This window comes from Brevundimonas sp. (assembly GCF_013912065.1).
GTDB lineage: Bacteria > Pseudomonadota > Alphaproteobacteria > Caulobacterales > Caulobacteraceae > Brevundimonas.
This window is the reverse complement of record NZ_JACESA010000009.1, coordinates 15524-40757: the sequence shown is the minus strand read 5'-3', so window position 1 is coordinate 40757 and position 25234 is coordinate 15524. Positions and strand designations below refer to the sequence as shown.

General features: G+C 69.4%; 23 protein-coding genes and 1 other RNA gene. 16 read left to right on the top strand and 8 right to left on the bottom strand.

The features are described from left to right. Nucleotides 1-13: 13 nt before the first annotated feature. A complete protein-coding gene (uvrC, locus tag H2037_RS09495; protein WP_292120803.1) occupies nucleotides 14-1879 on the bottom strand; it encodes an excinuclease ABC subunit UvrC in 1866 nt (621 codons plus the stop codon). A 16-nt stretch (nucleotides 1880-1895) separates the two neighbouring features. Further along, nucleotides 1896-2342, bottom strand: a complete 447-nt coding sequence (locus H2037_RS09490) for a DMT family transporter (RefSeq protein WP_292120801.1) — start codon at nucleotides 2340-2342, stop codon at nucleotides 1896-1898. 252 nt (nucleotides 2343-2594) lie between these two features. On the opposite strand from H2037_RS09490, the gene H2037_RS09485 reads away from it, so the two are divergent. Further along, the gene (locus tag H2037_RS09485; protein WP_292120799.1) at nucleotides 2595-3365 is read left to right on the top strand and encodes an SIMPL domain-containing protein; all 771 of its coding nucleotides are present in this window, start codon (nucleotides 2595-2597) and stop codon (nucleotides 3363-3365) included. 72 nt (nucleotides 3366-3437) lie between these two features. Here the strand turns inward: H2037_RS09485 and panD are convergent, their stop codons facing one another. Then, nucleotides 3438-3794, bottom strand: coding sequence for an aspartate 1-decarboxylase (panD, locus tag H2037_RS09480; RefSeq protein ID WP_292120796.1), 357 nt, complete (start codon nucleotides 3792-3794; stop codon nucleotides 3438-3440). A gap of 213 nt (nucleotides 3795-4007) precedes the next feature. Between panD and sppA the strand changes: the two genes are divergently transcribed. The 3 genes from sppA to H2037_RS09465 all read left to right on the top strand — a co-directional run bounded on the left by sppA (nucleotide 4008) and on the right by H2037_RS09465 (nucleotide 7032). Further along, nucleotides 4008-5789, top strand: coding sequence for a signal peptide peptidase SppA (sppA, locus tag H2037_RS09475; protein WP_292120793.1), 1782 nt, complete (start codon nucleotides 4008-4010; stop codon nucleotides 5787-5789). A gap of 138 nt (nucleotides 5790-5927) precedes the next feature. Beyond that, complete coding sequence (locus H2037_RS09470) at nucleotides 5928-6251, top strand: hypothetical protein (protein ID WP_292120791.1); 324 nt, start codon at nucleotides 5928-5930, stop codon at nucleotides 6249-6251. 19 nt (nucleotides 6252-6270) lie between these two features. After that, nucleotides 6271-7032 (top strand): N-acetylmuramoyl-L-alanine amidase, encoded by a 762-nt coding sequence (locus tag H2037_RS09465; protein ID WP_292120788.1) that lies wholly within the window; start codon nucleotides 6271-6273, stop codon nucleotides 7030-7032. Here H2037_RS09465 and H2037_RS09460 read toward each other — a convergent pair. Together H2037_RS09460 and H2037_RS09455 are read right to left on the bottom strand one after the other, a co-directional pair. After that, nucleotides 7029-7322 carry a type II toxin-antitoxin system RelE/ParE family toxin gene (locus H2037_RS09460; protein WP_292120785.1) on the bottom strand — a complete coding sequence of 98 codons (294 nt, stop codon included), beginning with the start codon at nucleotides 7320-7322 and terminating at the stop codon, nucleotides 7029-7031. The genes H2037_RS09465 and H2037_RS09460 overlap by 4 nt on opposite strands. Beyond that, nucleotides 7323-7514, bottom strand: a complete 192-nt coding sequence (locus H2037_RS09455) for a hypothetical protein (protein ID WP_292120783.1) — start codon at nucleotides 7512-7514, stop codon at nucleotides 7323-7325. Between the two features lie 78 nt (nucleotides 7515-7592). Between H2037_RS09455 and rnpB the strand changes: the two genes are divergently transcribed. After that, nucleotides 7593-7972: RNase P RNA component class A (gene rnpB, locus H2037_RS09450), an RNA gene on the top strand. Between the two features lie 594 nt (nucleotides 7973-8566). Here rnpB and H2037_RS17425 read toward each other — a convergent pair. After that, complete coding sequence (locus tag H2037_RS17425) at nucleotides 8567-8635, bottom strand: hypothetical protein (protein ID WP_353781517.1); 69 nt, start codon at nucleotides 8633-8635, stop codon at nucleotides 8567-8569. Here H2037_RS17425 and H2037_RS17420 point away from each other — a divergent pair. The 11 genes from H2037_RS17420 (at nucleotide 8634) to H2037_RS09395 (ending at nucleotide 21427) form a co-directional block, all read left to right on the top strand. Then, nucleotides 8634-8882 carry a division/cell wall cluster transcriptional repressor MraZ gene (locus H2037_RS17420; protein WP_365833596.1) on the top strand — a complete coding sequence of 83 codons (249 nt, stop codon included), beginning with the start codon at nucleotides 8634-8636 and terminating at the stop codon, nucleotides 8880-8882. The two genes, H2037_RS17425 and H2037_RS17420, sit on opposite strands and share 2 nt — an antisense overlap. Continuing rightward, nucleotides 8879-9856, top strand: coding sequence for a 16S rRNA (cytosine(1402)-N(4))-methyltransferase RsmH (rsmH, locus tag H2037_RS09440; RefSeq protein WP_292120778.1), 978 nt, complete (start codon nucleotides 8879-8881; stop codon nucleotides 9854-9856). Before H2037_RS17420 ends, rsmH begins: the two co-directional genes overlap by 4 nt. After that, nucleotides 9853-10290, top strand: coding sequence for a cell division protein (locus tag H2037_RS09435; protein ID WP_292120775.1), 438 nt, complete (start codon nucleotides 9853-9855; stop codon nucleotides 10288-10290). The genes rsmH and H2037_RS09435 overlap by 4 nt, the downstream gene beginning before the upstream one ends. Continuing rightward, a complete protein-coding gene (locus H2037_RS09430; protein WP_292120772.1) occupies nucleotides 10287-12059 on the top strand; it encodes a penicillin-binding protein 2 in 1773 nt (590 codons plus the stop codon). Before H2037_RS09435 ends, H2037_RS09430 begins: the two co-directional genes overlap by 4 nt. Continuing rightward, complete coding sequence (locus H2037_RS09425) at nucleotides 12056-13513, top strand: UDP-N-acetylmuramoyl-L-alanyl-D-glutamate--2,6-diaminopimelate ligase (protein ID WP_292120769.1); 1458 nt, start codon at nucleotides 12056-12058, stop codon at nucleotides 13511-13513. The genes H2037_RS09430 and H2037_RS09425 overlap by 4 nt, the downstream gene beginning before the upstream one ends. Beyond that, the gene (gene murF, locus H2037_RS09420; protein WP_292120766.1) at nucleotides 13506-14948 is read left to right on the top strand and encodes a UDP-N-acetylmuramoyl-tripeptide--D-alanyl-D-alanine ligase; all 1443 of its coding nucleotides are present in this window, start codon (nucleotides 13506-13508) and stop codon (nucleotides 14946-14948) included. The genes H2037_RS09425 and murF overlap by 8 nt, the downstream gene beginning before the upstream one ends. Before the next feature lie 10 nt (nucleotides 14949-14958). After that, the gene (gene mraY / locus H2037_RS09415; RefSeq protein ID WP_292120763.1) at nucleotides 14959-16068 is read left to right on the top strand and encodes a phospho-N-acetylmuramoyl-pentapeptide-transferase; all 1110 of its coding nucleotides are present in this window, start codon (nucleotides 14959-14961) and stop codon (nucleotides 16066-16068) included. 4 nt (nucleotides 16069-16072) lie between these two features. Then, nucleotides 16073-17467 (top strand): UDP-N-acetylmuramoyl-L-alanine--D-glutamate ligase, encoded by a 1395-nt coding sequence (gene murD / locus H2037_RS09410; RefSeq protein WP_292120761.1) that lies wholly within the window; start codon nucleotides 16073-16075, stop codon nucleotides 17465-17467. Beyond that, entirely contained in the window at nucleotides 17464-18642 is a 1179-nt protein-coding gene (gene ftsW / locus H2037_RS09405; protein WP_292120758.1) for a putative lipid II flippase FtsW, read from the top strand. Before murD ends, ftsW begins: the two co-directional genes overlap by 4 nt. Before the next feature lie 415 nt (nucleotides 18643-19057). After that, nucleotides 19058-20149, top strand: coding sequence for an undecaprenyldiphospho-muramoylpentapeptide beta-N-acetylglucosaminyltransferase (gene murG / locus H2037_RS09400; protein WP_292120756.1), 1092 nt, complete (start codon nucleotides 19058-19060; stop codon nucleotides 20147-20149). A gap of 111 nt (nucleotides 20150-20260) precedes the next feature. Beyond that, nucleotides 20261-21427, top strand: a complete 1167-nt coding sequence (locus H2037_RS09395; protein ID WP_292120752.1) for a mechanosensitive ion channel family protein — start codon at nucleotides 20261-20263, stop codon at nucleotides 21425-21427. Here the strand turns inward: H2037_RS09395 and H2037_RS09390 are convergent. Together H2037_RS09390 and smc are read right to left on the bottom strand one after the other, a co-directional pair. Beyond that, the gene (locus H2037_RS09390) at nucleotides 21378-21791 is read right to left on the bottom strand and encodes a hypothetical protein (RefSeq protein ID WP_292120749.1); all 414 of its coding nucleotides are present in this window, start codon (nucleotides 21789-21791) and stop codon (nucleotides 21378-21380) included. The two genes, H2037_RS09395 and H2037_RS09390, sit on opposite strands and share 50 nt — an antisense overlap. Continuing rightward, a complete protein-coding gene (gene smc / locus H2037_RS09385) occupies nucleotides 21788-25225 on the bottom strand; it encodes a chromosome segregation protein SMC (RefSeq protein ID WP_292120746.1) in 3438 nt (1145 codons plus the stop codon). The genes H2037_RS09390 and smc overlap by 4 nt, the downstream gene beginning before the upstream one ends. Nucleotides 25226-25234: the final 9 nt, after the last annotated feature.

The following is a 25234-nucleotide window of genomic DNA, read 5'->3' as shown; positions in this document are numbered from 1 at the left end:
TTCTATGCCGGGATCATGTTTTGCGGAAGAAGGCGTAAATCCGTTCGGCCAGGGGCTGGCTGACGCCGTCCACCTTGACCAGATCCGACACCGACGCTCGGCCAACGCCCTTGGCCGAGCCGAAGGCGTGGAGCAGGGCCTTCTTGCGGCCGGGGCCGACGCCTTCGATCTCGTCCAGCGGGTTCTTCTTGATGTCCATCGAGCGGCGCTTGGCGTGGGCGCCGTTGGCGAACCGGTGCGCCTCGTCGCGCAGCCGCTGCAGGTAGTAGAGGGCTGGGGACTTCAGCGGCAGCATGAAGGGCGGCTTGCCCGGCATGAAGAATTTTTCCATCCCCGCGTCGCGATCGGGCCCCTTGGCCACCCCGACCACGGCGATGTCGTCCAGGCCCAGGTCGGCCAGTACGGCCAGGACCTCGGCCAGCTGGCCCGCGCCGCCGTCGATCAGCAGCAGGTCGGGGCGGACGGCCTCCTCGCCCTCTTCCTCATCCTTGACCAGGCGGGCGAAGCGGCGGCGCATCACCTCGCGCATCATGCCGTAGTCGTCGCCGGGCGTCAGGTCTTCGCCCCGGATGTTGAACTTGCGATACTGCGACTTCTGGAAGCCGTCGGGGCCGGCCACGATCATGCCGCCGACCGCATTGGTCCCCTGGATATGAGCGTTGTCATAGACCTCGATCCGCTCGGGCCGGGTCTCAAGACCGAAGGCCTCGCACACCTCGTCGAGAATCTTGCCCTGGGCCGAGCTTTCGGCCAGGCGGCGGCCCAGGGCCTCGCGGGCGTTGGTCAGGGCGTGGTCGACCAGGGCCAGTTTCTCGCCGCGCATCGGGCGGACGATCTCGATCTTGCGGTCGGCCTTCATCGAGAAGGCCTCTTCCAGCAGTTCCAGCTCGTGCGGGCGGACATTGGACAGGATCAGGCGCGGGATCGGCTTGTCCTCGTAGAACTGGCCCAGGAAGGCGGCCAGAATCTCGGGATCCGTGTCGCTCTTGTCCACGCGCGGGAAATAGGCCCGGCCGCCCCAGTTCTGACCGGCGCGGTAGAAGAAGACCTGGACGCAGGCCTGGCCGCCGTCGGTGTGCAGGGCGAAGACATCGCCCTCGGCCACGCTGTCGGCGCTGACGGAGTTCTCCATCGATATGGCCGACAGGGCGCGGATGCGGTCGCGGACGCGGGCGGCCTGTTCGAAGTCCATTGCGTCGGATGCGGACTGCATCTCCTGCGACAGGCGGCCGATGACGGCGCGGGACTTGCCGCGCAGGAACTGTTCGGCCTCGGTGACCAGTTCGCCATAGTCCTCAAGCGAGATCAGGCCGGTGCAGGGGGCCGAGCAGCGTTTGATCTGGTGCAGCATGCAGGGGCGGGTCCGCGTCTCGTAGACGCTGTCCGAACAGGACCGCAGCAGGAAGGCCTTCTGCAGGGTGTTCAGGGTCCTGTTGACCGCCCAGGTCGAGGCGAAGGGGCCAAAATAGTGGCCCGGCGTCGTGTGGGCGCCGCGATGTTTACGCACCTGGGGGGCGCGGTGGTCGCTGCGGATCATCAGTTCGGCGAAGGACTTGTCGTCCCGCAGCAGGACGTTGAAGCGCGGCTTCAGCTTCTTGATGAAGTTGGATTCCAGCAGCAGGGCCTCGGTCTCGGAGGCGGTGACGACCAGCTCCATCGACCGGGTCTGGGCCACCATCAGGCCGATGCGCTGGGTGTGGAAACGGCCCTGGGCGTACTGGACGATCCGCTTCTTCAGCGACTTGGCCTTGCCGACGTAAAGGCATGAGCCGTCCTCGCCATACATGCGATAGACGCCCGGCCTGTCGGGCGCCCGGCGCGCCTCGTCGGCGATCAGGGCGGCGGCCTGCAGCTTCGAATCGAGCGTCTCCTCGGTCATCGACCGGGATATAGGCTCAAGAGCGCCGGACCAGAAGGACGCCGGCGAGAACCAGGCCCACGCCGGCGATCCGGCCCAGGTTCAGCGGCTGGCGCGGCACGCCCAGGGCGCCGAAATGGTCGAGGATCAGGCTGATCAGCAACTGGCCGCCGACCATCAGGGCGATGGTCATGGCCACGCCCAGGCGCGGCACCCCCCAGGCGGCCGCCACCACGAAACAGGCGCCGTAGGCCCCGCCCAGCCAGGCGTACCAGGGCAGGCTCCGGGCGGCGGCGAAGTCCGGCCGGGTATGCATCAGGGCCGCCGCCATCCCCAGCACCGCCGTGCCGACGGCGAAGGAGATGAAGGCGGCGTTGACCGGCGAGCCGACGGCCGTGGCCAGTCTGGCGTTGGTCGGCGCCTGAAGGGCGGTGGCGCCCCCGGCCAGGATGACGACGAGGAAGGCGATCAGGGAGGGATTCATCCCCTCTGGCTAGCACGGCTTTCGCCACTTGCGGAGGCCGAGTTTGGGGCGGGCGCAGGCCAGAACCCGAGCAGGGCCCAGGCGGCGCCGCTCGCCCCTCGATTAGGGCAAGCGCCTCGCGGGTTTCGGCGAATTCATGAAGATGAACGGAAACCGCCATGGAAGCGGGGGCGTTGGTTCAGGCATAAAAGGCCAAGGTTGCGGCCTTGGATCGACGAACCCGTCGGTCGGGATCGTTCTACGGAGACTGTTATGACCCGCTCGTTCAAATCACTGGCGCTGGGAAGCGCCCTGACGGCCGCCGTCGCCCTGGGCGCCGCGATGGGCGCCGCCGCTCCGGCCATGGCCCAGACTGTCCCGCAGCCGGGCGTGATCCAGATGATGCAGCCCGCGCCGTCGCTGAACCTGTCGGCCTATGGCGAGGTCAAGGCCGCGCCGGACATGGCGACCATCAGCTTCGGCGTCCAGACCGAGGCGACCACGGCCCAGCAGGCGATGCGCGACAACGCCGAGCGGATGACCCAGGTCATGGCCGCCCTGCGCCGCGCCGGGATCGCCGAACGCGACGTCCAGACCTCGGGCCTGAACCTGTCGGCCCAGTACGACTATGTGCAGAACGAACCGCCCAAGCTGCGCGGTTATCAGGCCGTGAACCGGGTGACGGTGACGATCAACGACCTGACCAAGGTCGGGACGACCGCCGACGCCGTGGTCGCCGCCGGGGTCAACCAGATCGACGGCATCAGCTTCGGCCTGAAGGATCCGACGGCGGCCGAGAACCAGGCGCGCCAGCTGGCCGTGCGGGCCCTGCAGGCCAAGGCCCAGCTGTACGCCCAGTCGCTGGGGGTTCAGCTGGCTGGCATCCGCAACCTCAGCGAAGGCGGCGGCTATGCGCCCCAACCGCCGCAGCCGATGTACGCCGTCCGCGCCATGGCGATGCGCGAGGACGCCAGCACGCCCGTCGCCGCCGGCGAACTGACGGTGCGGATCGACATCACCGGCGTCTATGACCTGAACCGCTGATCGGCGGAGCCGGAATGAAGAAAGGCCCGCCGTTTCCGGCGGGCCTTTTGTCTGGATGGGCGGATCGGCGGTTCAGGCCGCGCGCTTGATCTCGTTGGCGTCGTCCAGCAGGACGACATTGGGGTTCCACTGGCGGGCTTCTTCTTCGGGCATCTGGCCATAGGTGACGACGATCACCTTGTCGTTTTTCTGGACCAGACGGGCGGCGGCGCCGTTGACGCCGATGACCCGGGAGCCGCGCGGGGCCTCGATGGCGTAGGTGGTGAAGCGCGCGCCGTTGGTGATGTTCAGCACATCGACCTGTTCGTGCGGATAGATGCCTGCGGCGTCCAGCAGGTCCATGTCGATGGCGATCGAACCCTCGTAGTCGAGGTCGGCCTGGGTCACCGTGGCGCGGTGCAGCTTGGACTTCATCAGGGTGACCAGCATGGGGAGGTCTCCGAATAGATAGGGCGCGGGCGACAGGCCCCCGCTCGCAGGCGGCTCATATAGGGATTTCCGCCCTCGGCATCAATCGCGGCGCCGCGTCGCAATATGCAGAAGGGGGCGCGCCTACGTTGCGGGACGTTCATTTGACGGAGACCGTTCCGGCCCTATGGTGAAACCCGAGCCATTTCGGCCCTTGCGAGCGCGCCTTCTCCCATGAAGCAATTCTTCCTGACGGTTCTGGGTGTCTTCACCGGACTGATCCTGTTCGTCGTCGTCATTCCGGTGGTGCTGCTGACCGTCGCGATCGCGGGAAGCTCGTCCAAGCCGGCTACGCCCGCCAATGCGGTGCTGGAACTGGACCTGCGCGAGGGGATCAGCGATCAACCCTCCACCAATCCGTTCGCGGCCTTCGGCGGCTCCGGCTTGTCGGCGACACAGGTGGTGGACGGTTTGGCCCAGGCCGAGGGCGACGCCAGCGTCAAGGCCCTGCTGATCCGTCTGCCGGAAAGCGGCATGACGCCCGCGACGGCCGACGAACTGCGCCAGGCGGTCCGTCGCTTCCGCGCCTCGGGCAAGACGGTGATCGCTCACAGCCAGGGCTTCGCCCCGGTGGGCGCGGTCATGTCCACCTATATGGTCGGGGCCTCAGCCTCGGAACTGTGGATGCAGAATACGGCCGCCTTCCAGGCGACGGGCTTCTCGGCCGACAGCCTGTTCCTGGGCCGGGCGTTCGAGAAGTACGGCGTGCGCGCTGATTTCGAGCAGCGCTACGAATACAAGAACGCCGTCAACGAATACACCCAGAGCGATTATACCGGCCCGCACCGCGAGGCCATGACCGCCTGGATGACCTCCATCTATGACAGCGCCCTGGCCAATGCGGCCCAGGACCGAAAGACGACGCCGGCGGCGCTGAAGACGGTGATCGAGGCCGGCCCCTATTCGGCGGAACAGGCCCTGTCCAACAAGCTGATCGACAAGATCGGTCAGGTCGAGGAGGCCGAGGCCGAGATCAAGCGTCGCGCCGGCAACGGCGCCGAGATCGTCGAATTCAGCCAGTACGCCTCGGACAAGGGCGAACGGACCGGCTCGGGCCGCAACGCCATCGCGATTGTCGGCGGCGAGGGCGCCATCGTCACGGGACGGGGCGGAAGCGGCGGCTTCGGCGGCGGATCGTCGATCCATTCGGACGACACGGCCGAGGCCATCTATGACGCCATCAAGGACAAGAGCGTGAAGGCCATCGTCTTCCGCGTCTCGTCGCCGGGCGGCTCGCCGGAAGCCTCGGAGCAGATCCTGGCCGCCGTGCGCGCGGCGCGGGCGGCGGGCAAGCCTGTGGTGGTCTCCATGGGGTCCTACGCCGCCTCGGGCGGTTACTGGATCAGTTCTGAAGCCGACTGGATCGTGGCCCAGCCCTCGACCCTGACCGGCTCGATCGGCGTGTTCGGCGGCAAGTTCGTCCTGGCCGACGCCCTGGGCCGGTTCGGCGTCGACATGCGCGAACTGACCGTCGGCGGCTCCTACGCCGACGCCTTCTCGCCGACCCAGCCCTTCACCAACAGCCAGCGCGCCGCCTTCGCCGGTTCGATGGACCGGATCTACGACGACTTCATCACGCGGGTGGCCACGGGCCGCAAGCTGGAGCCGGCGCGGGTGCGCGAGATCGCCAAGGGCCGGGTCTGGACCGGGGCCCAGGCTCTGCCGCTGGGCCTGGTCGACCAGCTGGGCGGCGTGACGGAGGCGGTGGCCAAGGCCAAGGCCCTGGCCAAGATCCCGGCTGACGAATCCGTCCGCTTCAAGCATTTCCCCAAGCAGAAGTCGCCTTGGGAAGCCTTGGCCGACATGTTCGGCGTTCAGAGCGAGGCGGCCCAGGCCCTGGTCATGTTGGGCGGCGTCATGGCCGATCCGCAGGCCCAGGCGGTCATGCGTCGCATCGAGGGCGAACGGATGCGCAGCGAGGGCGCGGTGGTCCTGGCCGATCAGCCGATCTTCTGAGCGGCCGAGCCGAGGGCCGCGCACGGGGACGCGACGATCCATCGCACGGAGCCGTGAGGGGGCGATCCATTGACCGCGAGGCCCGATGGACCGACATTGGGGGATGGGCGTTCCTCGGGACGCCTGAAAGGATGACCCATGTTCCAGTCTGAACGTCTCGCCACCGTCGGTTTCGCCGCACGCCGCCGGCCCAACGGCCTCGTCGCCTCGGTGATGTGGCTCGCCGGCATGATCGCCGCCATCGCCGCCATGGCCGTGGGCGCGGTCCTGGCCGTCTTCACCGCCGCCGCCGTGGCGGTCATCGCCCTGTTCGCCGGGATCCTGGTCTTTCTGGCCGGCCTGGCCATGCGGACGCGCCGCAACCTGGCGCCGCGTCGCCGCGCCGGTGATCCCGACGTGATCGAGGCCCGCAAGGTGGACGGGACCTGGGTCGCCTACGGCTGGGAGCGCAAGGGGCGCTGAGGCCCCAAGCCCCGACGACATGATCGACCTGATCCCGGCGCCCTCGCCGAACTTCGACACGCGCCGCGCGCCGCCCGACATGCTGGTGCTGCACTATACCGGCATGGAGACGGGCGAGGCGGCCCTGGCGCGGCTGCGCGACCCCCAGGCCAAGGTCTCGGCCCATTACATGGTCGAGGAAGACGGCCGCATCTTCCAACTCGTGCCCGAGGAACGCCGCGCCTGGCACGCGGGGGCGGGCGTCTGGCGCGGCGAGACCGACTGCAACGCCGCTTCGATCGGCATAGAGGTCGTCAATCCGGGCCATGAGTTCGGCTATCGCCCCTTTCCCGAGGCCCAGGTCGAGGCGGTGATCGCCCTGGTCGGCGATATCCGCGAACGCTGGACCATTCCCGACAACCGCATCATCGCCCATTCCGACCTGGCCCCCGACCGCAAGACCGACCCCGGCGAACTGTTTTCGTGGAAGCGGCTGGCCCAGGCCGGGCACGGACTGTGGTTCGAACCCGCGGCCGAGCGGATCAAGGCCCTGGGCGGCCTGTTGCAGAGGGGCGATCAGGGGATCGGCGTCGTGGTGCTGCGCGCCGGCCTGCACCGGCTGGGCTACGGCCTGACGCCCGGCGGCGACTATGACGCCGAGACCGAGACCACGGTCCGCGCCTTCCAGCGCCACTGGCGCCCCGACCGCATCGACGGCGTCGCCGACGGCGAGACCCGCGCCCGCCTGGTCGGTCTGCTGCAACTGGCCAGCGTCGAAAGCGTCACGGGCGTGCTGGACTAGAGGCCGGCACGGTCCTGGTAAGGGCCGTAGAGGCGGATCACGACGATACGGCCCGCCGCTTCGTCCACAGTGTAGAAGATGCGATAGCCTTCGATGGGACGCTCACGCGCATCATAGTCGCCCTTGGGCCAGCGCAACGGCGTTTCGCGCAGGTCAAGGAGAGCCTGATTGAGTTTCGCATAGCGCGCCTGACCGCGGGGTCCGCTTCCAGGCTGTGTCAGCCAGGCCTTGGCCTCATTAATGTCCTGGCGGGCGCGTTCCGCGATCCTCAGAACATATCGCCGCGCCATTCAGCGTGACGCGTCCTCGGCTTCCGCGATCTCGGCTTCGAGCCACCGCACCGCCTCTTCGCCTTCGATGAACCGCCCGGCGGCGATGTCGGCCAGGCCTTCGGCTATGAATGCGCGACCACGCGCCAGTCGCGCCTCGCGCTCGACCGGCGTTTCGGGGTTCTCATGCGGTGTCGGAACGACGGAGGCCATGCGGCGATCCTATCCCATTTCGGCCGTCAGGGCATCCGTCGGTTGACCTGCGAGGCGCGGCGGCGCATCTAGCGCGCGCCAGACGGCTGGGCGGTCGCGGCGGACTTCGCGTCCGTCGAGGAAAGTCCGGGCTCCACGGTGAAAAGGCGGCGGATAACTTCCGCCCGGGGCGACCCGAGGGATAGCGCCACAGAAAGCAAACCTCCGGCCTCGCGAGACCGGTAAGGGTGAAAGGGTGGGGTAAGAGCCCACCGCGTGCCTGGCAACAGGGACGGCATGGCAAGCCCCGCCTGGAGCAAGACCAAATAGGGACATCGCGCGGGGTTCGCCTCGCGGGGCTCACCGCCTCAGATGTCCGGGTAGGTCGCGAGAACCGTTCAGCAATGGACGGTCCAGAGGAATGATCGTCGCCGCTCTCCGGAGCGGAACAAAACCCGGCTTACAGGCCGTCTGGCATTCTCTTTTTTGGCCTATCGCGCCTCGCGCTGCTTGAGGCCGGGGCCTGCCGCGCTTCGCGCTGCTTGAGGCCGGGGCCTGCCGCGCTTCGCGCTGGTTGAGGCCGACGGTTACGCAGCCTCGTGCGCCTTTTATCCCCGTGTTCGGATAGTCCGTCTGGGCGTCCACATCGCCCTGACCGTTAACCTGTTGTCCGAACGAAGCGAGTTAGTCTCCTCCACAGGCTGTGAATACTTTGCGTGTTCCTTGTATGTTCTGTTTATCGCTGGCGTGATCGGGGCCGCCACACAGCAAGATATGGTTAAGTATCGTTACCGATCCCATTGAGACCCATCTGATCCCATGCTATCCCATTCTTCAGTTGGGGCTTAAGGCGGGCGCGGCGGGCGTTCGTCAGGCAATCAGGGGCGGGCCGAACGGCTCGATGGGCAGGGCGTGTTTCTCTCGACCTACGAGAAGCAGCTGGACGGCAAGCGCCGTCTCCTGATCCCGAACGATTTCCGCACGACCGAAAACGGCGCCGCCGGCGGCGTGTTCATCTTTCCCTCCATCGAGGCGGACTGTCTGGAAGCGGGCGGCGACCGCCTGTTCGCCGTCTATGCCGAGATGATCGAATCCCTGCCGTTCGGCTCGGAGGAACGCTCGGCCCTGGAGTGGCAGGTGATGGGCGAGCAAGTCCGTCTGGCCTATGATTCCGGCGGCCGTATCACCCTGCCCGAAGCCCTGTGCGCCGAGGCTGGGCTGGAGGACACGGTCGTCATCGTCGGCCTGAACGACCGGTTCCAGATCTGGTCGCGCGAGAAATGGGCGGCCCGCCGCGCCGAACAGCGCGCCCTGGCCAAGGCCGGCATGGCCCAGATCGGCGCCCTGAAACTGGCGGCCCAGATGAAGCTGGCGGGGGGCGGATCGTGACCCCTCGCGCCGACAATCCCCACGCCCCCGTTCTGCTGGCCGAGGTGATCGAGGCCCTGGCGCCTGGTCCCGGCGATGTGATGATCGACGCCACCTTCGGCGCCGGCGGCTATACCCGCGCCATCCTGGCGAGCGGCGCCCAGGTCATCGGCCTGGATCGCGACCCGACGGTCCAGCCGCACGCCGACGCGGTCGCCGCCGACTTCCCCGACCGTTTCCAGCTGGTGCGCACCCCCTTCTCGGGTCTGGCCCAGGCCTTCGCCGACAGCGGCAAGCCCAAGCTGGACGGCGCCGTCTTCGACATCGGCGTCTCGTCGATGCAACTGGATCAGGCCGAGCGCGGCTTCTCCTTCATGCGCGACGGGCCGCTGGACATGCGCATGTCTGACGAAGGGGCGACGGCGGCCGACATCGTCAACACCTGGGACCACGGCCCCCTGGCCCATATCTTCAAACTGTATGGCGAAGAGCGGCAGTCGGGACGGGTGGCGACCGCCATCCTGCGTCGCCGCGTCGAACAGCCCTTCACCCGCACCCTGGATCTGGCCGAGGCGGTGGAGAAGGCTCTGGGCGGGCGTCGCGGCGCGCCGATCCATCCGGCGACACGCGTGTTCCAGGCGCTGCGTATCGCGGTCAACGACGAGCTGGGCGAGCTGGAGCGCGGGCTCGAGGCGGCCGAGGCGACCCTGGCGCCCGGCGGCCGCCTGGCGGTCGTCACCTTCCATTCGCTGGAAGACCGGATCGTCAAGGCCTTCCTGACCGAACGGACGGGCAATACGCCGGCCGGATCGCGCCATGCCCCGGTCACGATCGACCCGCGCAAGCCCAGTTTCACGCTCCAGTTCAAGGGCGCGCGCGAGGCCGGCGACGAGGAACGGTCCGCCAATCCCCGCGCCCGTTCCGCCAAGCTGCGCGCCGCGATCCGCACCGAGGCGCCGGCCTGGGCGCCGCAAAAGGGGAGGGCGGCGGCATGACCACGACGCCCTTCTTTACCTATTCCCGCACCGCCCTGCAGCGGCTGTTCGACTGGAAGGTCCGGGGCGTGCGCTGGATCGAGATCATCGGCGTGGCCCTGGTCGCGGTGATGATCGTCTCGGTTTACGCCGCCAAGGCCGCGGCGGCGCGTGAAAGCAGCCGCATCGCCCAGCTGGAACAGGACATCCGCGAAAACGGCCAGCGGGTCCGTCTGCTGCGGGCCGAAGTCGCCCGGCTGGAACAGCCGGCGCGGCTGGAAAACCTGTCGCGCCAGATCGGCATGGGTCCGGTCGAGATCCATCGCCAGGCCGAGGAAGCCCAGCTTCCCGAGCTGAAGCCTGCCCCGGCGTCATCGACCCCCGTTTCCGCTCAGCCGGCGCTGGTCGAGACCGCGCCCGAAGACGCCGCCGTCGCGCCGGAGACGGCGCAATGAGCGTTCAGGATCATCGCTATCACCGCCCGGCGCCCGGCGTGGACCTCCAGGGGCGGCTGTCGCCCTTCTGGCGCGGTCTGTCGGAACTGGTCTGGCGGCTGGAGCACGGGTTCGAGCGGGCCCGCGCCGATGCGCGCCCGGAAGAGGACACGCGGGTCCGGATTTTCCTGATCCTGATCGTCTTTTCCTGCGTCTTCGCCGGCCTGGCCCTCGGCGCCTCTTACAAGGCCCTGTTCGGGGCTGCCGGCGGCCGCTGGGCCGGCGGAAACCCGAACGCCCTGGTGCGCGGCGATCTGACCGACCGCAACGGCGAACTGCTGGCCATCAACATCGTGCATTACGGCCTCTATCTCGATCCGGCCGAGGTCTGGAATCGCGACCTGGCCTATCGCCAGCTGCGTCGCGCCCTGCCGCGCATTCCCGCCGCGCGCCTGCGCAAGGTGCTGGATGGCGAACGCCGGCTGATTGTGCTGAACGGCCTGACGCCGCAGGAAAAGGCGGCGGTTCACGACCTGGCCCTGGGCGGGGTGACGTTCGAACCGGAAGACCGGCGCGCCTATCCGCTGGGAACCTCGGCCGTGCATCTGATCGGCGACGCCGACACGGGCGGGCAGGGGATATCGGGCGCCGAACTGGCGTTCGACTCCGAAATCCGCGCGGCCGGCCAGCGGGGCGAGGCCTTCCCCCTGTCCATCGACCTGCGGGTCCAGGGCGTGCTCGAGAACGAACTGGCCGCCGCCGCGATCCAGCACCAGGCCAAGGGCGCCGTCGGCATCGTCACCGACGTCCAGACCGGCGAGGTTCTGGGCATGGCCAGCTGGCCGAACTTCACCCAGGCCGACCGCGGCGCCGCGCCGGACGGGGCGACGCTGAACCGCGCCGTCTCGGGCCACTATGAAATGGGGTCGGTGTTCAAGACCTTCACCGTCGCCGCCGGTCTCGACACCGGCCGGGCGGACATGAGCACCCTGTTCGACGCGTCCGAGGCCTTCCAGATCGGCGACCGCAAGATCAAGGACTTCCACGCCCAGAACCGGGTGATGACCCTTGAGGAAGTCTATCTGCACTCGTCCAACATCGGCACGTCCCAGTTGGCGGTGCAGATGGGGCCGGACACGATGCGCGACTATTTCCGCCGTCTGGGCCTGTTGGACGCCGCCGGGATCGAGCTGAAGGAATCGGCGCGCCCGGTTCTGCCGCGTCGCTGGGACAACTCAACCCTGGCCTCGCTGTCCTTCGGCTACGGCATCATGATCACCCCGGCCCAGATGGTTCAGGCCATGGGCGCCCTGACCAACGGCGGGCGGATGATGCCTCTGTCGCTGCGTCGCGGCGGCGCGCGGGGCGCCCAACCGCAGCAGATCGTCACCGAGGAGACCTCGCGCGCCGTTCTGGAGCTGATGCGCGCCAATGTCGTCCGGGGCTCGGGCGGCTTCGCCGATGCGCCGGGCCTCCGGGTCGGGGGCAAGACGGGTTCGGCCAACAAGCTGGTCAACGGCCGGTATGATCCCAGCCACGCCCTGGGGTCCTTCGCCGCCGTCTTCCCGGTCGACGGTCCGCTGACCGCCAAACGCTACGCCATCTTCGTCCTGATGGACGAGCCGGGGACCTATCCCAAGACCGGCGCCTATGTGGCCGCGCCCGCCGTGCGCAACATCGCCGACCGGATCGCCGGCTTCCTGGGCGTTGAGCGCCGCGCCGACCGCTGGCGCACGGCCACCGGCGAGAAGGTCGCCGAATATCAGGACGTGCAGGGGGACGGGCTGTGAGCACGCTTCACCTGTCCGATCTGTTGCGTCGCGACCTGACGTCCGACCCGATCATCACCGGTGTGACCGCCGACAGCCGCAAGGTCGCGCCGGGCGCCCTGTTCGTCGCCCTGCCGGGCACGACCGCCGACGGCCGCGCCTATATTCCCCAGGCCCTGGCCCAGGGCGCGGCGGCGGTCCTGGCGCCGACGGACACGCCGGACGGCGCGGCGCCGGTGCTGGTGACCTCGGGCGACGTGCGGCGAACCTACGCCATCGCGGCGCGCGGCTTCTACGGCGCCCAGCCCAGGACCTGCGTCGCGGTGACGGGCACCAATGGCAAGACCTCGGTCGCGACCTTCTGCCGCCAGATCTGGGCCGGCCTGGGCCACAAGTCGGCCAGCATGGGCACCCTGGGCGTCGTCGGCCAGAAGGGCGACCGTACCTACGCCCTGACCGGCCCCGGCCTGACCAGTCCCGACGCCGCCGAGGCCGCCCGCCTGATGGCCGAACTGGCCCAGAAGGAAGTGACCCACGTCGCCCTGGAGGCCTCGTCCCACGGCATCGACCAGCGGCGGCTGGACGGGGTGGCGCTGAAGGCGGCGGCCTTCACCAACCTGACCCAGGACCATCTCGACTATCACGGCACGATGGAGGACTATCGCGCCGCCAAGCTGCGCCTGTTCGAGGCCCTGCTGCCGCGCGGGCGCACAGCGGTGCTGAATGCCGATTCCGACGCCTATTCCGCCTTCGCCGCCGCCTCGATCATGGCCGGGCTGGGGGTGATGGCCGTGGGCGAGCGCGGGCGCGACCTGACCCTGATCGGCCGCCAGGCCACGCCGGAGGGCCAGCGCCTGACCCTGGACGTGCGGGGCGAGGTTCGCGACATCCTGCTGCCTCTGGCCGGCGCCTTCCAGGCCTCGAACGTCCTGGTGGCGGCGGGCCTGTGTATCGCGGCGGGCGACCAGCCCGACGCCGTGATCGGCGCTTTGGAAGGTCTGACCGGCGCCCAAGGTCGCCTGCAACGCATCGGCGCCGAGACGGGACGCGGCGAGGTCTATGTCGACTACGCCCATACGCCGGACGGGCTGGAGACGGTGCTGACCGCCCTGCGGCCCCACGCGACCGGCCGGCTGATCGTGGTCTTCGGCGCCGGCGGCGACAGGGATCGCGGCAAACGGCCCCTGATGGGCGAGATCGCGGGGCGTCTGGCCGACGTCGCCATCGTCACCGACGACAATCCCCGCAGCGAGGATCCGGCCGCGATCCGCGCCCAGGTTCGCGCCGGCTGCTCCGACGCCCTGGAGATCGGCGACCGCCGCGCGGCCATCGAGGCGGCCATCGAAATGATGCGCGAAGGGGATGTGGTGGTCATCGCCGGAAAAGGGCATGAACAGGGCCAGATCGTCGGCGGGGTGACTCATCCGTTCGACGACGCCACCGTCGCGTCCGAGGCCCTGTCGCTGAATGCCTGAGAAATCCGCCCGCCCCCTCTGGACGGCCGCCGAAGTCGCCGCCGCCACGGGCGGCGTGCTGCACGGCGACGACCATCCGATCACGGGCCTGACCTATAACAGCCGCGAGATCGTCGCCGGCGACCTGTTCCTGGCGCTGAAGGGCGCGCGCGACGGGCATGAGTTCGCCGCCTCCGCCTTCGCCGCCGGCGCGGCTGCGGCCCTGGTCGAACAGGCCGTCGAGGGCGGCGCCTATGTCGTGGTTCCCGACACCCTGCACGGGCTGGAAGCCCTGGGCGTCGCCGCCCGCGACCGCGCGCCTCATGTGAAGCGCGGCGCCGTCACCGGCAGCGTCGGCAAGACCAGCGTGACCCAGGCCATCAAGGCCGGTCTCGATCTCGCCGGCGCCGCCCACGCCTCGATCAAGAGTTACAACAACCATATCGGCGTGCCCCTGACCCTGGCCCGGATGCCGGTCGAGACCGAACGCGCCGTGTTCGAGATCGGCATGAACGCCCCCGGCGAGATCGCGCCCCTGTCGCGCTTCGTGGCCCCCCACGCCGCCTGCGTCACCACGGTCGGCCCGGTCCATATCGAGGCCTTCGCCGACGGCGAGGCGGGCGTGGCGCGCGAAAAGGCGTCGATCTTCCAGGGCCTGGTCCCCGGCGGGACGGCGGTGGCCAACGGCGACGTCGCCTTCTCGGGCCTGCTGTGTGACGCGGCCAAGGCGGTCGGGGCGCGGCTGGTCACCTTCGGCGCCGATCCCGGCCACGACGCCCGGCTGCTGGACTTTCGCCCCGACGACGAAGGCGCGACGGTCCGCGCCGAACTGTTCGGCAAGCCGCTGGAATACCGCCTGGCCCAGTCCGGCGCCCACTGGAGCCTGAACAGCCTGTGCGTCCTCTTGATGCTCGACGCCCTCGACGTCGAACTCGACACCGGGCTTCAGGCCCTGGCCGGCTTCCAGCCCCTGGCGGGCCGGGGCCAGACGCGCGCCGTCGCCGTTCCGGGCGGCGCCTTCACCCTGATCGACGAGAGCTACAACGCCAATCCCCTGTCGATGACGGCGGGTTTCAAGAGCCTGGGCGCCCGCCCGACCACCGGCCGCCGGATCGTGGTCCTGACCGACATGCTGGAGCTGGGCGACCAGAGCGCGGCCCTGCACGAGGGCCTGGCCGAACCGATCGAGGTCGCGGGCCTGGACCTGGTCCATGCGGCGGGGCCGGAGATGCTGCGCCTGTACGAGGCCCTTCCGGTCTCGCGGCGCGGCCTGTGGCGCGAAACGGCGGCCGAACTCGCCGCCGAGGCGTCCATGCTGGCGTCGGCCGGCGACATCGTCATGGTCAAGGGCTCGAACGGGTCCAAGGCATCGCTGGTCGCCAAGGCCCTGGCCGATCTGCAAACGACCGCCTCCGACGCCCCTTCAAGCCAAGACGCCCCGCGCGCGACCCGATAGAGACCCCCGCATGTTCTATCTTCTGTATCTCTACTACGCCGACATCGCGCACCAGTATCCGCTGCTGAACCTGATCCAGTATCAGACCGTCCGCACGGCCCTGGCCCTGGCGACGGCGGCCATCGTGGCGGCGGCCATGGGCAGCCGCTTCATCAACTGGATCCGCGCCAAACAGGGCAAGGGCCAGCCGATCCGCGAGGACGGCCCGGTGTCCCACCTGTCCAAGGTCGGCACCCCCACCATGGGCGGTCTGATGATCCTGGCCGGCATCGGGGTGGCGGTCTTCCTGTGGGGCGACCTGACCAATCCCTATATCTGGATCGTCTCGGGCGTGACGGCGGCCTTCGGGGTGCTGGGCTTCATCGACGACTACGCCAAGGTCACGAAACAGACCTCGGCCGGCCTGACCTCGAAACAGAAGCTGTTGGCCCAGACTGTGGTGGCCGTGGTCGCCGGGGTGCTGACCGTGCTGTGGATGACCCGTTCTCCGACCTCGCCGGGGCTCGAGACCTCGATCGCCTTCCCCTTCTTCAAGGCGGTGCTGCTGAACGTCGGCTGGTTCTATGTGGCCTTCGCCGCCTTCACCATCGTCGGCTTCTCCAACGCCGTGAACCTGACGGACGGCCTGGACGGGCTGGCGACGGTGCCGGTGATGATGGCGGCGGGCGCCTTCGGGGTCATTTCCTACCTCGCCGGCAACTTCGTCTTTTCCCAATATCTGCAGATCCACCACGTCCCCGGCTCGGGCGAACTGGCCATCTTCTGCGCGGCCATGATCGGCGGGGGCGCGGGCTTCCTCTGGTACAACGCCCCCCCGGCCAAGATCTTCATGGGCGACACCGGCTCCCTGGCCCTGGGCGGCGCCCTGGGCGCCATCGCGGTGACGACCAAGCACGAACTGGTCCTGGGCATCGTCGGCGGCCTGTTCGTGATGGAGGCCGCCTCGGTCATGATCCAGGTCGGCTATTTCAAGATGACCAAGAAACGCATCTTCCTGATGGCGCCGATCCACCACCATTTCGAGAAGATGGGCTGGCCGGAATCCACCGTCGTCATCCGGTTCTGGATCATCGCCGGCGCCCTGGCCCTGCTGGGTCTGTCCACGCTGAAGCTGCGTTGACGCCATGATCCCCGTTCCCGGCTATGAGGGCAGGCGGGTCGCGGTCTTCGGCCTGGGACGGTCGGGGATCACGGCGGCGCGCGCGCTCAAGGCCGGGGGTGCGACGCCCATCCTGTGGGACGACGGCGTCTCGGGCCGGCTCCAGGCCCAGGCCGAGGGCTTCGTGGTCGAGGATCTGGCCCTGGCCGACTGGTCGGGCTTCGCTGCCCTGGTCCTGTCGCCCGGCGCCCCCCTGACCCATCCGAAACCCCACTGGACCGTGGACAAGGCCAGGGCCGCCGCCGTGCCCGTCATCGGCGACATCGAACTGTTCGCCCGCGCCATCGCCGCCCTGCCGCAGGATCGACGGCCCAAGGTGGTCGCCATCACCGGCACCAACGGCAAGTCGACCACCACAGCCCTAATCGGCTGGGTGCTGCAACAGGCGGGCCAGACGGTCCATGTCGGCGGCAATATCGGCATCGGCGTCCTGGCCCTGCCGGAACCGACGCCGGACGCGGTGTATGTGATCGAGGTGTCCAGCTATCAGCTGGACCTGACCACCGGTTTCGCCCCGGACGTGGCGATCCTGACCAACATCAGCCCCGACCACCTGGACCGGCATGGCGGGATGGAGGGCTATGTCGCGGCCAAGCAGCGGATATTCCAGGCGCAGGGACCGGACGCGGTGGCCCTGGTGGGCGTGGACGAGGATTGGGGCAAGGGGATCGCGCGCGCCTTCTCAGACCGGGTCGTCAGCGTGTCCACCCTTCCTTCTCCCGCAAGGGGAAAAGGCTATGTGGCGCAAGCCGGGGTCCTGTTCAGCGACGGTAATCTGATCGCCGACCTCTCCGCCGCCCGTTCGCTCCCCGGCCGCCACAACGCCCAGAACGCCGCCTTCGCCTACGCCGCCGCCCGCGCCCTGGGCGTGTCGCACGAGGCCGCCGTCGAAGGCCTTCTGTCCTTCCCCGGCCTGGCCCACCGCATGGAGACCGTCGGCCACATCGGCCCGGTCCGTTTCATCAACGATTCCAAGGCCACCAACGCCGACGCGGCCCGTCAGGCCCTGTCCAGCTATCCCCGCGTCTTCTGGATCGCCGGCGGCAAGCCCAAGGACGGCGGCATCGACGATCTAGCCGACCTCTTCCCCCGCATCGCCAAGGCCTATCTGATCGGGGAGGCGGCCGAAGCCTTCGCCGCGACGCCGACCTTGGGCGACACGCCCCACCTCATCGCCAAGACCATGGACGCCGCCGTCGCCGCCGCCGCCGCCGACGCCGCATCCGCAGGCGGCGAGCAGATCGTCCTTCTCTCGCCCGCCTGCGCCAGTTTCGACCAGTATCCCGACTTCGAGGTGCGCGGCGAGGCGTTCCGCGCCGCCGTGCTGAACCTCGGCGCAACCCCGGAGACAGCCCGATGAGCGCCTCCTACACCCCCGCCTTCTCGCGCAACGACCAGAGCCCGGTGGCCCAGTGGTTCTGGACCGTGGATCGCGGCCTGCTGGGCGCGGCCCTGGCCCTGATGGGGCTGGGCGTGGCGCTCAGTTTCGCTTCCAGTCCAGCGGCCATCCTGGCCGATGAATCGATCACCGACCCCTTCCACTATTCCTGGCGGATGATGGTCTTTTCGGGCGTCGGCCTGGTCCTGATGCTGACGACCTCGCTGCTGTCGCCTCGCGGGGTCCGCCGGATCGCCGTCCTGGCCCTGTTCGGCGCCATACTGGTGATGATGGCCCTGCCCTTCATCGGCGATACGGTGAAGGGCGCCGCCCGCTGGGTGAATTTCGGCCCCTTCAGCCTGCAACCGTCCGAGTTCGCCAAGCCGGGCCTGATCGTCTTCGCCGCCTGGATGTTCGCCGAGGCCCAGAAGGGGCAGGGGGTGCCCGGCGTCACCATCGCGTTTGGGTTTTACGCCCTGACCGTCTGCCTGCTGCTGATCCAGCCCGACATCGGCCAGACCCTGCTGATCACCACCACCTTCATGGCGGTCTTCTTCATGGCCGGGGTGCCGTTCAAGTGGATGGCGGTCCTGGCCAGCGCGGGCATGGCGGGCCTCGTGTCCCTCTATTTCGTCTTTGGCCACATGCGTGACCGCCTCAGCCGCTTCTTCTCGCCCGAGACCACCGACACCCACCAGATCGACAGCGCGGCTGAGGCCATTCGCGCCGGCGGCCTGCTGGGCCGCGGGGTGGGCGAGGGGGTGATGAAACGCCGCGTCCCCGACCTGCACACCGACTTCATCTATTCGGTCGGCGCCGAGGAGTTCGGCCTGATCCTCAGCCTGATCATGATCGGCCTCTACGCCTTCATCGTGGTGCGTGGCCTGCGGCGGGCGATGAAACTGACCGACCCGTTCGAACAGACGGCGGCGGCGGGCCTGTTCATGCTGATCGGGCTTCAGGCCTGCATCAATGTGGCGGTGAACCTGAACCTGATCCCGACCAAGGGGATGACGCTTCCCTTCATCAGCTACGGCGGCTCGTCCATGCTGGCCATGTGCCTGACCATGGGCTTCGCTCTCGCCCTGACCCGCCGCCGCCCCGGCGCCTACGAACCGGGGGCCAGCCTGTCGCGGCCCGGACGACGCTTGCTGTAAGCGGGGCGACGCTCAACCCATTCTGCGATCTCCATTGCGAAACCGCCTTCCCAAAGCCCGTCATCCTAGGCCCTGTGCCTAGGATCCATAGACTCCGCATCCACCCTTGGCGCTCCGCCTGCCGGTACCGGGATTATGGATCCTCACCACAAGGGCGAGGATGACGATGATCGGATGAACCCTCACATTTCGTGGATAATTCCCGTTCCCTTTCATAGGTATGGGTCATTCTGAGGCGGTTCGACCCACCACCCCCGAAAACCGTGCCATCCTCCCGCCCTCAAAGGCCACGGCCGAAGGAGCGGCCCGCGATTTCAGACTATTCAGACTATTCAGACTGTCTTTTTTCCCACCCCGCCCGTCCGACATTCAGACGATTCAGACTATTCAGACTGTGTTTTTCGGAGACCGATCCATGTCCAAGCTCTGCGTCGTCGCCGCCGGCGGCACCGGCGGCCATATGTTCCCGGCCGAGGCCCTGGCGCGGGAACTGGCCGCGCGCGGCTGGCGCGTGGTGCTGGCGACCGACCATAGGGGCGAGCAGTACGCCCACGCCTTCCCGGCCGAGGAACGGCTGGCCCTGGACGCGGCGACCGGCTCCGGCCCGCTGGGCCTGGTCAAGGCGGGTGTCGCGATCTTCAAGGGGGTGATGCAGGCGCGCGAGGCCTTCGACCGGCTGGGGGCCGATGTCGTGGTCGGCTTCGGCGGCTATCCGTCGGCGCCGGCCCTGGTCGCGGCGGTGACGTCGCAGCGGCCGACCGTGATCCATGAACAGAACGCCGTCCTGGGCCGCACCAACCGCATCCTGGCCCCCTATGTAGGCCAGGTGGCCTCGTCCTTCCCGACGCTGGATCGGGCGCCGGCCAAGGTCCAGGGCCGGTCGCATGTCGTCGGCTCGCCGGTGCGGGCCGAGATACGCGCCCTGTTCGACCGCCCCTATGTCGCTCCGGTCGAAGGCGGACCGATCCATGTACTGGTCACGGGCGGCAGCCAGGGCGCCCGCATCCTGTCCGAGACCACGCCCCGCGCCCTGGCGGCCCTGCCCGAGGCCCTGCGTCGTCGTCTGAAGGTGCAGCAGCAGTCGCGGCCGGAGACGCTGGAGGCCGCCCGCCAGATCTATCTGGAAGCCGGGATCGAGGCCGAGGTCGCCCCCTTCTTCCGCGACATGGCCGAACGCTTGTCCAAGGCGCATCTGGTCGTTGGCCGCTCGGGCGCCTCGACCTGCGCCGAACTGGCGGTCGCGGCACTGCCGTCGGTGCTGATCCCGCTGAAGATCGCCATGGACGATCACCAGCGCCTAAACGCCAAGGCCCTGGTCGACGCCGGGGCGGCGGAGATGGTGCTGGAGGACGATCTGACGGTCCAGAGCCTGACGACGACCCTCGACGCCCTGCTGTCCGACCGGGCCCGACTGACCGCCATGTCCGCCGCCGCCCGCACCGTCGCCATCCCCGACGCCGCTGAACGCCTGGCCGATCTGGTCGAGGCGACGGCAGGACGAACATGATGTCTCCTCCCCGCTTCGCGGGGAGGGGGACCGCCGCGCCTCTTGCGCGGGGGTGGAGGGGCTCTGGACGTCCCACGCTCAACCCAAATCTTTGTCGTGCGTTAGGTGACGATGCCTCCTGAAATCTCCGCCCTGACCCGCCAGGTACACGACCTGTGGCGTCGTTTCGACTGGCTGCCCGAGTGGGCCGTCATTGTCCTCGTGGTCGCCGCCTTCGTCGGCGGCGGCTGGATCGCTCACAAGATCGTCTTCGCCGTCCTGCGCCGCCTGGTCCGCAAGCGTGACGTCTTCTGGCGCGGCGTGGTGGAGCGCGCGCGCAAGAAGCTGCGGGTCATGATGATCCTGATCGGCATCGGCATCGGCGTGACCGTCTCGCCGATGGACCCAGCCCCCTCTGGCGACATCCGCGAGGTGCTGCGCTTCCTGTTCGTCCTGACCATCGGCTGGCTGGCCTCGGGCGTACTGGACATGTGGTCCGTCATGTACATGCGGCGCTACAATATCGCCGCCGAAGACAATCTTCTGGCCCGCAAACACCTGACCCAGACCCGTATCCTGCAGCGGGTGGCCAAGGTGATCCTGTTCATCGTCACCGTCGGTCTGGCCCTGATGACCATCGCCGGCTTCCGCCAGTGGGGCGTCAGCCTGCTGGCCTCCGCCGGGGTGGTCGGCATCATCGCCGGTCTGGCCCTGCAGCCCATCCTAACCAACATGGTCGCCGGCATCCAGATCGCCCTGACCCAGCCGATCCGCCTGGACGACGCCGTCATCGTCGAGAACGAGTGGGGCAATGTCGAGGAGATCACCGCCACCTATGTGGTGATCAAGCTGTGGGACTGGCGCCGGATGGTCCTGCCCCTGTCCTATTTCATCTCCACCCCCTTCCAGAACTGGACGCGCGAGAACGCCCGCCTGATCGGCTCGGCCTTCTTCTACGTCGACTACGAGGCGCCGATCGACCGGCTGCGCACGGCCTTCGAGGGGATCGTCAAATCGTCCAAGCTTTGGGACGGCGACGTCCAGGTGATGCAGGTGACGGACATCACTGAACGGGTGCTCCAGGTCCGCTGCCTGGCCAGCGCCCGCTCCGCCGGCGTCGCCTTCGACCTGCGCTGCGAAATCCGCGAGAAACTGATGGCCTTCATGCGCGACGAATGCCGTGAAGCCCTGCCGCGCGACCGCCTGGAATGGCCGCAGGGGGAGGAACGGCCCGCCCAGGACGCTGTCGTCAGTCCGCCAGCGCCGACCGCCCCCCAGCGATCGCCTGCTCCAGACTGAGAACCTCGCCTCCCGGCGCCTCGCCGCACGCGGCCGCCAGCAGCTCCGCCGCGTCCCCGCCCGGCGCGGCGTCATAGGCCGGGGCCGTGTCGGGCGTCGCGGGGCCCTCGCTCCCGTCGGCCCGCAGCGCGGCGAAATCCAGCCGGTCCGCCGTCCGCGCCCTGCAGTCGAAGGCCCAGCGGGACCAGCCGCCGACATAGGCCACGTCCCCCACCTTGAACCCCGCCTCCGTCACCTGAAGCGCCCGCATCCCCGCCCGATCGCCGTCCCGCTCGATCGAGGCCACGTCCGCGTACAGGGCGAACCGCCCGACGCCCGTCTCGACCAGCTGTGGGTCTGCCAAAGCCAGCAGCAGGCCGATCATGCGACCAGGGTCTCCGCCTGGTGCAGGTCCACGCTGACCAGCTGGCTCATGCCCCGCTCGGGCATGGTGACGCCGTACAGCCGGTCCATCCGGCTCATGGTGACTGGGTTGTGGGTGATGACGATGAAGCGGGTGTCGGTCCGCGACCGCATCTCGTGCAGCATCTTGCAGAACCGGTCCACGTTGGCGTCGTCCAGCGGCGCATCCACCTCGTCCAACACGCAGACCGGCGCCGGGTTGGCCAGGAAGACGCCGAAGATCAGCGCCGCCGCCGTCAGGGCCTGCTCGCCCCCGCTCATCAGGCTCATGACCGACAGCCGCTTGCCCGGCGGACAGGCGTATATCTCCAGCCCCGCCTCCAGCGGATCGTCGCTCTCGACCAGCTTCAGCTCGGCCTGACCCCCGTCGAACAGGGCCTCGAACAGGGTCTTGAAGTTGGCGTTGATGACGTCGAAGGCGGCGACCAGCCGTTCGCGGCCCTCGGCGTTCAGCTCGTCGATGCCGTCGCGCAGCTTGGCGATGGCCTGGGTCAGGTCGATCCTTTCCGACCTCATGCTGTTGAGCCGCTCGCCGTACTCGGTCGCCTCGTCCTCGGCCCGCAGGTTCACTGCGCCCAGAGCCTCGCGTTCGCGCTCCAGCCCGTACAGCAGGCTCTCGGCGCCGGCGGCGTCGGGCGGACGGGCCACGGCCTCGTCGGTCAGCTTGCGGGCCAGGTCCTCGGGCGACATCTGGGCGGTCTCGCGGACAGTGGTCTCGGCCTCGGTCAGCTTCTCGGCGGCGGCCTCGGCGCGGGCGGCCAGGCCGGCGCGGGCCTCGCGGGCCTGGGCGGCTGCGCTCTCGGCGGCGCGAGAGGCGCGGTCTGCCTCGGTCGCGACGGTCTCGGCGACGGCCATGGCGTCCGACGAGGCCTGTTTGCGCTGTTCGGCGGCGGTCAGCGTATCCAGCAGCCTGGCGCGCTGCTCGGCGAAGCCCTGGGGCGCGACCTGGGCCTGTTTCAGCAGGGCGGCGGTCCGTTCGGCGTCCTGGGCCAGGGCGGCGACGCGGGTGGCGCTGTCCTTGGACCGGGCGATCCAGCCGTCGCGGGCGCGGGTCAGGCCGCCCAGCCGTTGCTCGCGGCCCTGGCGGTCGCGGGCCTCGGCGTCGCGGTCCGAGCGGGCGGTCTGGGCGGCGGTGCGGGCCGTATCGGCGGCGGCGCGGGCGGCGGTCAGGTCGGCGCGCAGATCGTCCAGGGTCTCGGACGGCGCTTCGACCGTCTGGACGGCGTCGAGGGCGGTCTGGGCCTCGGCCGTCTCGGCCTCCAGCCGGGCGACGGTCTCGTCCAGGGCCTGGGCGCGGGCCTCGCGGCGGGCCTGGTCGCGGGACAGAGTGTCGACGCGGTCGCGGGCGGCGGTCACGGCCTTGTCCAGGGCGAAGGGCTTCAGGCGGGCGGTCTTCACCGCCTCCTCGGCGTCGCGGAAGGCGTCGGTGGCGGCCTTCTGTTGAGCCTGGGCCTGATCCAGGGCGGGCCTGCCCTTGTCGATCTCGGTCTCCAGCTCGGCCAGCCGGGTGCGCTGGGCCAGGCGGACGGCGGCGGGGCGCGGGGCCTCGGCGCGGCTGACGAAGCCGTCCCAGCGATAGAGGTCGCCTTCGGTCGTCACCAGACGCGCCCCGACCGGAAGGGCCTTCGCCAGATCGGCCGCCTGGGCGCGGGGGGCGACGCCGCACAGGGCGAGGCGGGCGGCCAGTTGCTCGGGCGCCTGGACGTGGGCCGACAGCGGCGCGATCCCGGCGGGCCAGGCGGGAACGACCGGCTCGGCCCCGCCCCAATAGGCGGCGGCGCGGGCGTCCAGGGCCGCGTCCAGATCCTCGCCGAGGGCGGCGGCCAGCGCGGCCTCATAGCCCTTGTCGGCGCGAACCTTGTCGAGCGCGGGCGGATGGTCGCGCTTGCCGCCGACCAGCAACTGGGCCAGGCCCCGCGCCTCGGTCTGCAGCCTGCCCAGCCGGTCTTCGGCGGCGCGGGCGGCGGTGCGGGCCTCCTGTTCAGCACGGGCCAGGTCGCCGCGTTCGGCCTCAGCCGCTTCGACGGCTTCGCGGGCGGCGGTCAGATCGGCCTGGGCCGTCTCCAGCGCCTGGCGGGCCGTCTCCAGTTCGGGCGTCTCCAACGGCCCCAGAGCCTCGCGTTCGCGCTTCGCCTGATCGAATTGACCCGTGACGCGGGCCAGTCGGTTCTCGGCGTCTCGGCGGCGGGCGGCCTCGGCGTTGGCGCGGGCCTCGACGGCGGCCAGGGCGGAGGCGAGGCGTTCGACCTCGGCCTCGGCGGCCTTACGGGCCTCTTCCGCCGCGGCCAGGGCCCGGTCCAGTTCGGGGCCGCGTTCGGGGGCGGCGGCGATCTCGGCGTTCAGGCGGCCCAGTTCATGGTCGAGGCGATCCAGTTCTCGCCGGGCGTCGGCGGCCATGGTCTCTTCGCGCTCGGCGTCGGCGGCGATGCGGGCGGCCTCGGCCTTCAGGCGATCCACCTCGGCGCGAGCGGCCTGTTCGGCCATGTCCAGCCGGTCGCGCTCCAGGCTGGCGCGGTGCAGCAGGGCCGAGGCGACGGCGTCCTCCTCCCGCGCGGGCTTCAGCGCCTCCTGGGCCGACAGGGCGGCGGTCTGGGCGGCGGCGGCGGCGGTCGTGGTCTCGGCTACCGCGCGGTCGGCGTCGCGCAACTCCCCCGCCGTCGTCTCGGCCGCCAGTTTAGCGTCGTTCCAGCGGACATAGAGCAGGGCCGACTGCAGGGCGCGGATCTCGGCCGAGATCTTCTTGTATTTCTCGGCCTGGCGGGCTTCGCGCTTCAGCCGGTTCAGCGCCGTCTCCAGCTCGCGGCCGATGTCGTCCAGCCGCTCCAGATTGGTCTCGGCCGCCTTCAGCCGCAGTTCGGCCTCGTGGCGGCGGGTGTGCAGCCCGGCGACGCCGCCGGCCTCTTCCAGGATACGCCGGCGGTTCTGCGGCTTGGCGGCGATCAGTTCCGAGATCTGGCCCTGGCGGACCAGGGCGGGGGAGTTGGCGCCGGTCGAGGCGTCGGCGAACAGCAGCTGGACGTCGCGCGCCCGCACCTCCTTGCCGTTGATCCGATAGGTCGAGCCCTGGCCCCGGTCGATGCGGCGCGACACCTCCAGCACCGGACTGTCGGTGAAGGGCTGGGGCGCGCGGCGCTGGGCATTGTCGATGGTCAGGCTGACTTCGGCATGGCTGCGCGGCGGGCGGCCCGCGGCGCCGGCGAAGATGACGTCGTCCATGCCCTGGCCGCGCATGGCCTTGGCCGAGTTGGCCCCCATGACCCAGCGCAGGCTCTCCAGCACATTGGACTTGCCGCAGCCGTTGGGGCCGACGACGCCGGTCAGACCGGATTCGATATGTACCTCCGCCGCATCGACGAAGGATTTGAAGCCGACGAGCCGCAGGCGCTGGAACTGCATCGGCCTGAG

What these genes read in the sequence shown, in the direction of transcription:
- uvrC (WP_292120803.1), bottom strand. Translation starts at nt 1,879, where the DNA reads ATGACCGAGGAGACGCTCGATTCGAAGCTGCAGGCCGCCGCCCTGATC.
- H2037_RS09490 (WP_292120801.1), bottom strand. Translation starts at nt 2,342, where the DNA reads ATGAATCCCTCCCTGATCGCCTTCCTCGTCGTCATCCTGGCCGGGGGC.
- H2037_RS09485 (WP_292120799.1), top strand. Translation starts at nt 2,595, where the DNA reads ATGACCCGCTCGTTCAAATCACTGGCGCTGGGAAGCGCCCTGACGGCC.
- panD (WP_292120796.1), bottom strand. Translation starts at nt 3,794, where the DNA reads ATGCTGGTCACCCTGATGAAGTCCAAGCTGCACCGCGCCACGGTGACC.
- sppA (WP_292120793.1), top strand. Translation starts at nt 4,008, where the DNA reads ATGAAGCAATTCTTCCTGACGGTTCTGGGTGTCTTCACCGGACTGATC.
- H2037_RS09470 (WP_292120791.1), top strand. Translation starts at nt 5,928, where the DNA reads ATGTTCCAGTCTGAACGTCTCGCCACCGTCGGTTTCGCCGCACGCCGC.
- H2037_RS09465 (WP_292120788.1), top strand. Translation starts at nt 6,271, where the DNA reads ATGATCGACCTGATCCCGGCGCCCTCGCCGAACTTCGACACGCGCCGC.
- H2037_RS09460 (WP_292120785.1), bottom strand. Translation starts at nt 7,322, where the DNA reads ATGGCGCGGCGATATGTTCTGAGGATCGCGGAACGCGCCCGCCAGGAC.
- H2037_RS09455 (WP_292120783.1), bottom strand. Translation starts at nt 7,514, where the DNA reads ATGGCCTCCGTCGTTCCGACACCGCATGAGAACCCCGAAACGCCGGTC.
- H2037_RS17420 (WP_365833596.1), top strand. Translation starts at nt 8,634, where the DNA reads ATGGGCGAGCAAGTCCGTCTGGCCTATGATTCCGGCGGCCGTATCACC.
- H2037_RS09435 (WP_292120775.1), top strand. Translation starts at nt 9,853, where the DNA reads ATGACCACGACGCCCTTCTTTACCTATTCCCGCACCGCCCTGCAGCGG.
- H2037_RS09430 (WP_292120772.1), top strand. Translation starts at nt 10,287, where the DNA reads ATGAGCGTTCAGGATCATCGCTATCACCGCCCGGCGCCCGGCGTGGAC.
- murF (WP_292120766.1), top strand. Translation starts at nt 13,506, where the DNA reads ATGCCTGAGAAATCCGCCCGCCCCCTCTGGACGGCCGCCGAAGTCGCC.
- mraY (WP_292120763.1), top strand. Translation starts at nt 14,959, where the DNA reads ATGTTCTATCTTCTGTATCTCTACTACGCCGACATCGCGCACCAGTAT.
- murD (WP_292120761.1), top strand. Translation starts at nt 16,073, where the DNA reads ATGATCCCCGTTCCCGGCTATGAGGGCAGGCGGGTCGCGGTCTTCGGC.
- ftsW (WP_292120758.1), top strand. Translation starts at nt 17,464, where the DNA reads ATGAGCGCCTCCTACACCCCCGCCTTCTCGCGCAACGACCAGAGCCCG.
- murG (WP_292120756.1), top strand. Translation starts at nt 19,058, where the DNA reads ATGTCCAAGCTCTGCGTCGTCGCCGCCGGCGGCACCGGCGGCCATATG.
- H2037_RS09395 (WP_292120752.1), top strand. Translation starts at nt 20,261, where the DNA reads ATGCCTCCTGAAATCTCCGCCCTGACCCGCCAGGTACACGACCTGTGG.
- H2037_RS09390 (WP_292120749.1), bottom strand. Translation starts at nt 21,791, where the DNA reads ATGATCGGCCTGCTGCTGGCTTTGGCAGACCCACAGCTGGTCGAGACG.
- smc (WP_292120746.1), bottom strand. Translation starts at nt 25,225, where the DNA reads ATGCAGTTCCAGCGCCTGCGGCTCGTCGGCTTCAAATCCTTCGTCGAT.